Origin of the sequence: Chryseobacterium sp. BIGb0232, from assembly GCF_024810195.1 — a bacterium.
Lineage (GTDB): Bacteria > Bacteroidota > Bacteroidia > Flavobacteriales > Weeksellaceae > Chryseobacterium > Chryseobacterium pennae.
Window position 1 is genome coordinate 48,620 of sequence record NZ_JANUEH010000010.1, and the last position, 11,834, is coordinate 60,453.

Genomic DNA, 11,834 nt, shown 5'->3' on the forward strand with positions numbered 1-11,834 from the left:
TTTCAATAATTTGAAAGGTCTTTTCTTTTATAATTAATACCTTTGAAGGATGAATATCGAACGCATAAGCCAGCCTTTTATCAAAAAATTTCCAGGAGATTTTTCAAACAATCCTATGCAGAGAAATACGCCTAAAGTTTTATTTTCAACGATTGCCCCTGCAGGATTTGACAAACCTCAGTTAATAGCTTTTAATAAAACTTTATCCGAAGAAATAGGATTGGGTAATTTCGATGAAAAAGATCTGGATTTCCTGGTAGGAAACAATCTGCCTGACAATATTCAGACCTATGCGACAGCTTATGCAGGACATCAGTTTGGAAACTGGGCAGGTCAGCTAGGAGATGGAAGAGCAATTCTTGCAGGAGAAATCACTAATGACTCCGGAAAAAGAACAGAAATCCAGTGGAAAGGAGCCGGAGCAACCCCTTACTCCCGACATGCAGATGGAAGAGCCGTTCTGAGATCTTCTGTAAGGGAATACCTGATGAGTGAAGCGATGTTTCACTTGGGAGTTCCTACAACCAGAGCATTAAGCCTTGCATTCACCGGAGAAGATGTCGTTCGGGACATTATGTATAGTGGAAATCCACAGTTGGAAAAAGGAGCAGTCGTAATCAGAACTGCCGAAAGTTTTCTTCGCTTTGGACATTTTGAACTGATGTCTGCCCAGCAGGAATACAAAAACTTAGAAAACCTATTGGATTTTACCATTGAAAATTATTATCCGGAAATCACAGCATCAGGCATCCAGAAATACAAAGCCTTTTTTGAAAGCATTTGCACCCGTACAGCAGATCTTATGGTGGAATGGTTCAGGGTTGGATTTGTACATGGAGTGATGAATACAGATAACATGTCTATTTTAGGACTTACCATCGATTATGGCCCTTATTCAATGATGGATGAATATGATCTAAATTTCACCCCCAACACCACTGATCTTCCTGGCAGAAGGTATGCCTTCGGAAAACAGGGACAGATCTCTCAATGGAACCTCTGGCAATTGGCCAATGCTCTTCATCCGCTGATTAAGGATGAAAAGTTTTTAGAAGATACTTTAAACAGATATGGCAATTATTTCTGGGAGGCTCATGACAAAATGCTTTGCAGAAAATTCGGGTTTGATGAACTAAGAAAAGATGATGAAGAGTTCTTTACCAACTGGCAGGGATTAATGCAGGAACTGGAACTGGATCACACTTTATTTTTTAATCAATTGGAAAAATTATCCGGCGAAACAGATCTAAAGGCAGCTTTTAGTGATATCTCCTACTCTGTTTTAAATAAAGAAAAGCTTGGGAAACTTAAGAACTTTATTGAAAGTTACAAGTCCAGATTGAATTCAAATACCATTTCCAGAGAAGAATCTTTACAAATGATGGTAAAATCAAATCCAAAATTCATTCTCAGAAATTATCTGCTCTATGAGTGCATTGAGGAAATCAACCATGGTAAAACTGAAATGCTGAATAAGCTAACTCAGGCCCTGGAAACTCCCTATGAAGAATTGTTCCCTGAGTTTTCCGCCAAAAGGCCACCTGAATATGACGACACCGCAGGATGTTCTACACTTTCGTGTAGTTCTTAATGAATATACTACAAAATGTCGTAGATATTGAATTATTTACATCATATTAAATATTTTCACTAATTTTAGAAAAATCTTTAATATGAAAAAAATTATCCTATCTTTAAGTTTAATGTTGGGAACAGCAGCATATTCCCAAACAGTACTGCTCAATGAGAGCTTTGAAAGTTATACGGACTTTGCCATTACAGGAATTGGAAGCTGGCTTACACTTGACCTTGATATGGCGGGCACTTTTTATGGTGGAGGCCCGGTTGTTGGAGGTGTAACTGATCCCAACTGGACACCCAACTGGCCCAATTCATCTTCACCAAAGGCATTTCAAATATTTAATCCAGCCAATACAAATGCCACAAACAACACGACAGTTACGGCTACAGATGAAGAAATAAGAGATTTCACTCCACATACTGGACAAAAATACGCCACCTCATGGGCTGCATCTGCACAGCTAGGAACCATTGCCAATAATGACTGGCTTATTACCCCGGCAGTGACACTGGGAACAAGCTCCAATACTTTAACATTTTGGGTGAAAGCTCTTTCTCCCGATTATACTGAACAATACAAAGTGGGAATTTATACAGGAAGCGGAAGCCCAACCTCAGGAAGTAATTTTACAACAATTTCAGGTGCAACTCCTTTAAGCGCCCCTTATTTGTCATGGCAAATGGTCACTCTGAACCTTGATGCTTACGCAGGGCAAACCATCAGAGTTGGATTCAACTATATGTCTGAAAATCAATACATGTTTATGCTGGATGATGTTAAAATCACAACTTCAGGAACTCTTGGAACAAGTGAGGCTTCAAAAGCAAAAACAAACACAGCCATTTACCCTAATCCTACTAAAGGAGAAATCAATATTAAAACAGATAAAAAAATAAAATCAACTTCAGTAATTGACATGTCAGGAAAAACCCTCAACAGAACAGAATCCGGAAATACAGATATTTCATCTCTTCCAAAAGGAATCTATCTGATGAACGTAGAATTTGCTGACGGAACTTCTACAACAGAAAAAATTATCAAACAATAATCACAACGTGTATACAATCTTCCCAAAACCACCCATTCCGGTGGTTTTTTATTTTACTTTTGCAAAAAATACGGCACGTGTCATTTATCAAGACAAAATTTATTAACTTTTTGAGGCTGGTCTTCCCTTCCTCCTACACTGAACTTACAGTTTTCCTGTTCTTTATCATCTGTTACGGAATTCTGGGTTCTTATATTGCCATTCATTACAGAATTATCTTCGATAGCAGAATTCCTTGGGATGCCTATTTCAGCTTTGACAACAAATCTATTCTGATGACTGGAGGCAGCTTTGAAAGACACCCTCTATCCTATTATTTTTTCAACTGGATCAAAGAATTCTGTTTATTCATTTCAGGAGGTAAAATGGATATGACCTTTAGACTCACCCTAGCCTGGCTCAGCAATATCATCATCACTTTAAATGTGGTTCAGATTTTCAAATACCTTAAGAATATCATCAGGCTTCCGTTGCCTTATAGTCTTTTGATTATATTATTCTTCGGAATATTTTCTACCAACATCATTCTTTCCTTTACTCCGGAAAATTTCACCTACACCCTATTCTTTCTTTCTCTGTACAATTATTATGCAGCTATAAAACTCAGAAAGGAAGAAAAAATACCAGCCACAGCACTTTCATTGGCAGGCATTACCATTGGAGGACTTACCATTACCAACATGGTAAAAGTTTTCATCCCGGTTTTCTTCGAAAAAGGACTTTTTAAAAACTGGAAAAAATTAGGAGGAGCCATTTTACGAGGTATGGCTGCCGTTACAATCTACACATTGCTTTACCTGAACAGAATTGATTTTAAATACCAGAACATTTTTTCAAAGACCAATCAGCAATATGAAAAGTTTTCCAATGTAGAATCCATGCCGACCTGGGATATGATCCTGTCTTTCTTTTTCGGAGGAAATATTCTTTTTCCGAGTTTCATTATTTCAGACAAACACAATATGAAAGGTTTTGACTTTAAAGGTCTTTATATGGATCTTTATTCGTCAATATTCCCTTACATTTTCATCAGCTTATTATTGATATTGACAAGTTGGAGTTATCTGAAGAATTTTAAAAACAAATGGGTGCAGGTTATTATGATTTCATTTCTCTTTGACATCATCATTCACTGCATCATGAGATTCGGGCTTCACACTTCATATATTTACGGTGGTCACTTTGTATTTGTATATCCACTACTTATTGGCTGGCTATTGTTCGCCTACAGATCCTCTGCAAAAATGATGGCTTTTTTAACGCTAATAATCTGTTTCCTTTTTGTCTATTTACTTGCAAACAATCTGTTCAGAATATCAGAATTCTTTTGGTTTTTAGAAACTTATTATCAATAAAAAAACCGGGAAAATTCCCGGCTTATATGTTTTAAAATCTTCAGTATTATTTTGCTTCAGCACAGAAAATTCTATACTGAACAGCCACTGCAGATTTAAAATATTCTCTAATTCTAGACAGATCCCCAGCCGCACTTTGCTTAGTAAAGTAACTTCCAGCTAAGATTTTATAGTTCGGTCTTAAAGAAGCATCTGTTTCCACTTTCAGATTAGGAAATCTTTTTCTGAAATAAGACTTCACTTCATTAGCTTCTTCATTGCTCTTCACCGTTGTGATCTGAATTTTATATCCTAAAATTCTAGGATTTTTTCTACAAATCTCTGCATTAGTCAATTCCCTATTCGGCACATAGATTTTAGGAGGTTTTGTACTGATGCCTGAAGAAATACCAGAGTCATTATTACTATAATCTTTAGTAGGATTATTGGTAACAACCTTTGAACATTTATCTTCTACTCCTTCCAAAGCAGCATTTATTTTGGAATCCATGGAGATAACAAGCTCCGTTCCCGAAAGCGTATCTTTTTTAACAACTTGCTGGGCTTCAATACTATAAAAACCAAACAATGATAATATCGAAAATATTTTGATCAAATTTCTCATTTAAACTTGTTTCCGCAAATTTATACAAATTAAAAAACTATACCAAACGAGTTATTTAGAATCAATACAAATTAAACGTAAATGATATTTTCCCCTTTCTATATGCCGTTAAATTTCTGTTAAAAATATTATTTTTGCGGAATTGATATGTTTCAATAATTTACTAACATAAGATAATTTAAATGATTAGTTGGAGAAAGCATTATAAAAAAACGTTGATCGCAATAGGCTTATTGCTATCAACCAGTGCTTCATTTTACGGGCAAGACGGCGATCCTAAAAACGGAGAGAAACTTTTCAAAGCGAATTGTACTGCATGTCACGCGCTGGACAAACAAGTAATAGGACCACCATTAAAGGGGGTTGTAGAACGAGTAAAGACAGAAGGTGGTGTAGACAGAGATTGGCTTCACAAGTGGATTAAAGACAACAAAGCTTTAAGAGCTTCAGGGGATAAATACGCCAATGAAATTTTCGAAAAGTATAATAAGACTGAAATGTTACAGTTTCCTAACCTTACGGAGAAGGACATTGATGACATCTTAGCATTCACTACTAATCCTCCGGCTCCGGAAGAGAAAAAAGCGGAAACAACTCCTGCAGCTGGCGCTGATGCGGCAGCTCCTGCAGACAAAAGCACAACAAACATTGTAATCATTTCCCTATTAGCCATTGCAGGTCTATTAGTTTGGATCTTGCTTAAACTAAGACAATTAGTAAAACTAGGCCAGTCTGAAGAATTAACAGGGCTTAACGAAACGAGAGTTCGTTCGTTCAAGGAAATGTACGAGAAGTTCCACTATGTAGGAAAAGGTATAATAGCTGTACTTGCTATTCTTGCTGCTTACGGAGTTTGGAACTGGTTAATGTGGATCGGGGTTTACAAAGGATACAAGCCTGAACAACCAATCTACTTCTCCCACAAAATCCACGCTGGAGAACAAAAAATTGACTGTCAATTATGTCACTCTAGTGCTAAATACGGAAAAGTATCTGAAATTCCTTCTATGAACGTCTGTATGAACTGTCACAGAACAATTTCTGAATACAACGCAGATCACTACATGGAGCCAGGAAAAGATAAGGCATTCTATGATGGAGAAATCCAGAAGATCTACGCAGCAACAGGTTGGGATCCTGCTAAACAACAGTACACAGGAAAAACACAACCGGTTGAATGGACCAGAATCCACAACATGCCAGATTTCGTTTACTTCAACCACTCTCAGCACGTAGTAGCAGGTGAGCAAGCGATCATCAATTCTTTCAACAAAAAGAATCCTAACAACAAAATTGACGTTGTATGTAAGGCTTGTCACGGTAAAATTGATACAATGAATGTTGTTCAAATGGCTAACGACTTTACAATGGGATGGTGTATTGAATGTCACAGAACGACTGAGGTTGATATGAACAACGGTTATAATAAAGAGTACTTCAAAAATCTACACGACAAGTTGAAAAAACAATATCCACAAGATGGAGGTAAGATCACTGTAGATGCAATTGGAGGTCTTGAGTGTGGTAAATGTCATTATTAATAACTAAAAAATTAGAAGTATAAATGGCTTCAAACAAAATACAATTCAGAAGTATTCATGAACTTAAAGACCCAGCTTTAAATGGAAAGCTGGCTCTTAAAGAGTTTCAGGAAGAAATTCCGGTAGAAGATTTCCTTGGAGATGCTGAACAAAACGGATCAAGTACTTCAAGAAGAGATTTCCTTAAATTATTAGGATTCTCTACAGCAGCAGTAACTTTAGCTGCCTGCGAAGCTCCGGTAATCAAAACGATCCCTTACGTGGTAAAACCACACGATATTATTCCAGGGGTTCCTAATTATTATGCATCAACATATTTTGACGGTTTCGATTTCGCTAGTGTTTTAGTAAAAACCCGTGAAGGTAGACCCATCAAAATTGATCCAAACCCAGCAGCTGGTGATTTAGGTAAAACTAACGCAAGAGCTCAGGCAAGTGTACTTTCTCTTTATGATAATGATAAAGTAAAGCAGCCTAAACTAGACGGTAAAGATGAAACTTTCGATAAAGTAGACAGCTTCGTTCTTAAAGGTTTGGAAGAAGCTAAAGCATCAGGTAAAAAGATTGTGCTTTTATCACACTCTTTTGCTTCGCCTACTTTCAAAAAGTTATTTGGTGAGTTCAAAGCGAAATATCCTACAGCAGAATTAGTAACGTATGATGCTTTCCCTTACTCTGCAGCATTAGATGCAGCTCAGGAAGTATTCGGACAGAGAGCATTACCTGTTTACGACCTTAAAGGTTCTGAATTGGTAGTTTCTTTCCAGGCTGATTTCTTAGGAGATTATAACGCTTCAAGCTTAGAAACATCTTACGCAGCAGCTAGAAAACCAAGTGCAACCATGTTGAGACACATCCAAGTGGAATCTAACATGTCATTAACTGGTGCTAACGCTGACTCAAGATATAGATTAAAGCCAAGTGCTGTAAACAAAACTTTAGTTGAGGTTTATAATGCAATTGTAGGTGGTGGTACTTCTGATAAGACTGCTACTGAGATCGCTAACGAATTGAAAGCAAAAGGCAGCAAAGCTGTTGTTTTAGCTGACGGTTCTAAAGGAGCACAGGTTTTAGCACACTTAATCAACCAAAAATTAGGTTCAGTAGCTTTCACAGGTAAAGCAAACTTCCTAAAAGAATTTGATAAAGCAAGATACCAGGAATTCTTAGGATGGGTAAATGCAGGTCAGGTTGGAGTATTAATTACGAACAACGTAGACCCTATCTACTCTCATCCAAAAGGAGAAGATTTCAAAAAATCTTTATCTAAAGTTTCTTATGTAGTTGCTGTAGCAGATAAGAAAAATGAAATGTACAAAGCAGCGAAAGCTGTAATTCCAGTAGCAAACTGGTTAGAGTCTTGGGGAGATATCGAACCACAGACCGGAGTATATTCATTGATGCAGCCTACGATCCAGAAAATCTACAAATCAAGACAGATTGAAGAATCTCTATTGGTTTGGAAGAATGGTAAAAACAATGCAGCAAACAATTACTACGATTATTTAAAAGCTAGCTCAGCTTCTATCTTAGGTGGTACTTCTTTCAACAAAGCATTGTATAATGGTATCAGTACTTCTAATAACGCAACAACATTAGCTTACACAGGTGGAAACGCTGCTCAGGCTGTTGCTGAACTAGGAAACTTCAAAGCTTCTGAATTAGAATTGGTATTATATACTAAGACTTCTATGGGAGATGGTACTCAGGCAAACAACCCTTGGTTACAAGAATTGCCGGATCCATTGACAAGAATGTCTTGGGATAACTACTTGACAATTTCTCCTAAAGATGCAGAGAAATTTGCAATTGACAACGATCTTAACGCGAGAATGCAGTTGGATGGTTCTATTGTAAACCTTACTGTAAACGGAGTAACAATAAAAGATGTTCCTGTATTTATTCAGCCAGGTCAGGCAGAAGGATCTGTAGGTCTTGCCCTTGGTTATGGTAAAAAGAATTCAGGAGCAACTGCAGATACTGGGGTAAATGCTTATCCTCTATTTGATGGTTCTAACCTTGCTCTTTCAGGTGTTAAAATTGAAAAAACAGGAGAAGATCACGAATTTGCAGGTATCCAGCTTCAAAATACACTAATGGGTCGTTACGAAATCGCTAAGGAAGTTCCTTTAGCTGAATTCATCAACGTACCATTCGATGACCAGCACAAAGGATGGAACAAGCCTTTGGAATACCACACGATCAGTGGAGCTCTTCCAGCAAGAAAAATTGACCTTTGGGATGCATTTGATGATACTGATGGTCCTCACTTTAACTTATCTATCGACTTGAACTCTTGTACAGGTTGTGGAGCTTGTGTAATTGCTTGTCAGGCTGAGAACAACGTTCCTGTAGTAGGTAAAGAAGAAGTAAGAATGTCTAGAGATATGTATTGGTTAAGAATTGACCGTTACTATTCTTCAAGACAGAAAGTAGAGGTATATGAAGGATTAAAAGAAGGAATGGCTGTACCTGAATTATATGGTACTGCATTCGGAGACGGAGGGGCATTGAACCACCCGGCTGATAATCCAGATGTAATCTTCCAACCAGTAATGTGTCAGCACTGTAACCACGCTCCATGTGAAACTGTATGTCCGGTAGCGGCTACTTCACACGGTAAGCAAGGTCAAAACCATATGGCTTACAACAGATGTATCGGTACTAGATATTGTGCAAACAACTGTCCGTACAAAGTAAGACGTTTCAACTGGTTTACGTATAACCTAAACGATAAGTTCGATTACAACATGAACAACGATTTAGGAAGAATGGTACTTAACCCAGATGTAGTTGTTAGAACTAGAGGGGTAATGGAGAAGTGTTCATTGTGTATCCAAGAAACTCAAGCTACTATTTTAGCAGCGAAGAGAGAGAATAGAAAAGTAACAGATGCTGAGTTCAAAAACTCTTGTGCTTGTGCTGCTGCTTGTTCTACGGGATCAATGACTTTCGGAGACATGAATGATAAAGAGTCTGAAGTTAGAGAATTATATTCTAGCAACAGAAGATATTATTTACTAGAGGAGATCGGAACAAAACCAAATGTGTTCTATCATACTAAAGTAAGAAACAGAGTAGAAAAATAAAGTTTAAATAATAAATAGGTAAAAAATGTCAGGACATTACGAAGCTCCGATAAGGGAACCTCTAATTATTGGTCACAAAACTTATCACGATATCACAGAAGATATTGCACGACCTATCGAAGAAAGAGCAGGTAAATTATGGTGGATCTCATTATATGCAGCCTTAGTTCTATTCATCTATGGATTCGGATGTATCGCTTATACGATCGGGACAGGTATTGGATCATGGGGGCTTAACAGAACTATTAACTGGGGTTGGGATATTACCAACTTCGTATGGTGGGTAGGTATCGGTCACGCCGGAACCCTAATCTCAGCAGTATTATTATTATTTAGACAGAGATGGAGAATGTCTGTAAACAGATCTGCAGAGGCGATGACGATCTTTGCGGTTGTACAGGCAGCAATCTTCCCTGTAATTCACATGGGTAGAGTTTGGGTTGGATACTGGGTATTCCCATTACCAAACCAATTCGGTTCTCTTTGGGGGAACTTTAACTCTCCTCTACTTTGGGACGTATTTGCGATCTCTACGTATTTCTCAGTATCAACTGTATTCTGGTTCATGGGACTAATCCCTGACTTTGCAATGATCAGAGATAGAGCTAAAACTCCTTGGACTAAGAAGATTTATACATTCCTAGCATTCGGTTGGGGTGGTAAAGCAAAACACTGGCAAAGATTCGAAGAACTTTCTTTGGTTCTTGCAGGGTTGGCAACTCCACTTGTATTCTCGGTACACACTACCGTATCTTTTGACTTCGCAACTTCAGTAATTAAAGGATGGCACTCTACGATCTATCCTCCTTACTTCGTTGCCGGAGCAATCTTCTCAGGATTTGCAATGGTACAGACACTATTGTTGATCGCTAGAAAAGTTTGTCACTTAGAAGAATATATCACAATGTATCATATCGAAATTATGAACATCGTAATCGTTCTTACAGGTGGTATGGTAACCGTAGCTTATGCAACTGAATATTTCATCGGATGGTACTCAGGATCTAGATTTGAAGATTTCACATATCTTTCTCCGGGTGCAGCAGTAGGACCTTACTGGTGGGCATTCTGGTCATTGATTATCTGTAACCTTGTTGTTCCTGCATCATTCTGGTTCAAAAAAGCTAGAACGAACATTATCTGGACATTCATTGTTGCATTAATCATTAACATCGGTATGTGGTTTGAGCGTTTTGATATCATCGTTATCAACCTTTCTAGAGACTACTTACCAGGATCTTGGACTATGTTTAAGCCAACGATCATTGATGTGGGTGTATACTTAGGAACAATCGGATTCTTCTCTGTATTATTCTTACTATACGCAAGAACATTCCCTGTAATTGCACAGGCTGAATTAAAATCGATTCTGAAAATCTCAGGTGAAACTTATAAAGCAAAAGAAGGAGATGAGCACCACTAAAATTGTATACGGACTTTATGCTGACGACGACGATTTAATGAACGGCGTTAAAGCATTCAACGATAAAGGAATCGCTATAAACGAAGTGTATACTCCGTTTCCGGTTCACGGACTAGATAAGGCTTTAGGGTTAAAGAAAACTAGAATTTCTGATGCCGCTTTCTTATATGCTCTTTACGGTGTTACTATTGGTGCTACTGTAACTTGGTATGTGATGAACCATGACTGGCCTCAGAATATCGGTGGTAAACCAGCATTTGACTGGGCACACAACATGCCGGCATTCGTAGTTCCAATGTTCGAATTAATGGTATTCTGTGCAGCTCACATGATGTCTTTAACTTTCTTAGTTAGAAACAAAATGTATCCAGGAGCTCCAGCTCAGAATCCGGATCCAAGAACTACTGATGATAAATTCATGATGGAATTCGTAACTGAAGATGTAGAATCTGTAAAGCAGTTGCTAATTGAAACTGGAGTTGAAGAAATAACTGTTAAAGACGCTTAAAATGAAAAAGAACGTATTAAGAATTACAGCAGTTTTAGGTTTAACAACAGTTTTACTTAACTCTTGCGGGCCAAAGGAGAACACTCCGTTGGTATACTTCCCGGACATGTATTTTCCGGTAGCTTATGATCCATTGATGAAAGCTCAGGATGCGTATTCAGATCATGAAAATGAAATTCCTGCTTTTGTTAAAAATAGTGGTGCAACAGGTCTTTCTCCAGTAGAAGGATCAGTAGCGCAAAATAAAGATGGTATTTTTGAAGAAGGGTTAAAGCCAAAGAATGTTGACGAGTACAACGCAGGATATGATGCTTCTAAAAAAATGACTGCTTCTCCTCTAAATCCAGCTAATGCAGCAAAGGATATTGAAAGAGGAAAAGTATTGTTCGACCATACTTGTGCTGCATGTCACGGAACAGGAGGTGATGGACAAGGACCAATTGTACAGACTGGAGCATTTTCTGGAGTACCAAACTATGCTGACAGAGAAATTACTGTAGGATCTGTTCATTATGTATTAACAAACGGTAGAAACGCGATGGGATCTTATGCTGGACAGCTAAACCCTGGTGATAGATGGAGAGTGGCAATGTATGTGATGAGTGCTTTCAAAAAAGGCGCAGCAGCACCGGCAGCCGCAGCACCAGCAACTGAAACGACTACTGAAACTAAAAAATAAGAAAA

At 38.0% G+C, this 11,834-nt stretch carries 9 protein-coding genes; 8 read left to right on the plus strand and 1 reads right to left on the minus strand.

Annotation, left to right across the window (positions count from 1 at the left end; translation table 11 throughout):
- Positions 1–49 precede the first annotated feature (49 nt).
- The 3 genes from M2372_RS19165 (at position 50) to M2372_RS19175 (ending at position 3,985) form a co-directional block, all read left to right on the plus strand.
- A complete protein-coding gene (locus M2372_RS19165; RefSeq protein ID WP_123320378.1) occupies positions 50–1,591 on the plus strand; it encodes a YdiU family protein in 1,542 nt (513 codons plus the stop codon).
- 82 nt (positions 1,592–1,673) lie between these two features.
- Positions 1,674–2,630: a T9SS-dependent choice-of-anchor J family protein gene (locus M2372_RS19170; protein WP_123320377.1), complete on the plus strand. Its 957-nt coding sequence runs from the start codon at positions 1,674–1,676 to the stop codon at positions 2,628–2,630.
- Between the two features lie 77 nt (positions 2,631–2,707).
- Positions 2,708–3,985: a DUF6080 domain-containing protein gene (locus tag M2372_RS19175; protein ID WP_228455757.1), complete on the plus strand. Its 1,278-nt coding sequence runs from the start codon at positions 2,708–2,710 to the stop codon at positions 3,983–3,985.
- A gap of 46 nt (positions 3,986–4,031) precedes the next feature.
- Here the strand turns inward: M2372_RS19175 and M2372_RS19180 are convergent, their stop codons facing one another.
- Complete coding sequence (locus M2372_RS19180; RefSeq protein WP_115968327.1) at positions 4,032–4,589, minus strand: SPOR domain-containing protein; 558 nt, start codon at positions 4,587–4,589, stop codon at positions 4,032–4,034.
- A 182-nt stretch (positions 4,590–4,771) separates the two neighbouring features.
- On the opposite strand from M2372_RS19180, the gene M2372_RS19185 reads away from it, so the two are divergent.
- From M2372_RS19185 to M2372_RS19205, 5 genes are read left to right on the plus strand one after another with little or no spacing between them, the layout of a single operon-like run.
- On the plus strand, positions 4,772–6,130 hold the full coding sequence (locus tag M2372_RS19185) for a c-type cytochrome (RefSeq protein WP_123320376.1): 1,359 nt from the start codon (positions 4,772–4,774) through the stop codon (positions 6,128–6,130).
- A gap of 23 nt (positions 6,131–6,153) precedes the next feature.
- The gene (locus tag M2372_RS19190; RefSeq protein WP_123320375.1) at positions 6,154–9,219 is read left to right on the plus strand and encodes a TAT-variant-translocated molybdopterin oxidoreductase; all 3,066 of its coding nucleotides are present in this window, start codon (positions 6,154–6,156) and stop codon (positions 9,217–9,219) included.
- A 25-nt stretch (positions 9,220–9,244) separates the two neighbouring features.
- A complete protein-coding gene (gene nrfD / locus M2372_RS19195) occupies positions 9,245–10,642 on the plus strand; it encodes an NrfD/PsrC family molybdoenzyme membrane anchor subunit (protein WP_089735129.1) in 1,398 nt (465 codons plus the stop codon).
- Complete coding sequence (locus M2372_RS19200; protein WP_047376185.1) at positions 10,629–11,150, plus strand: DUF3341 domain-containing protein; 522 nt, start codon at positions 10,629–10,631, stop codon at positions 11,148–11,150. Before nrfD ends, M2372_RS19200 begins: the two co-directional genes overlap by 14 nt.
- A 1-nt stretch (position 11,151) precedes the next feature.
- On the plus strand, positions 11,152–11,829 hold the full coding sequence (locus M2372_RS19205) for a cytochrome c (protein WP_123320374.1): 678 nt from the start codon (positions 11,152–11,154) through the stop codon (positions 11,827–11,829).
- Positions 11,830–11,834: the final 5 nt, after the last annotated feature.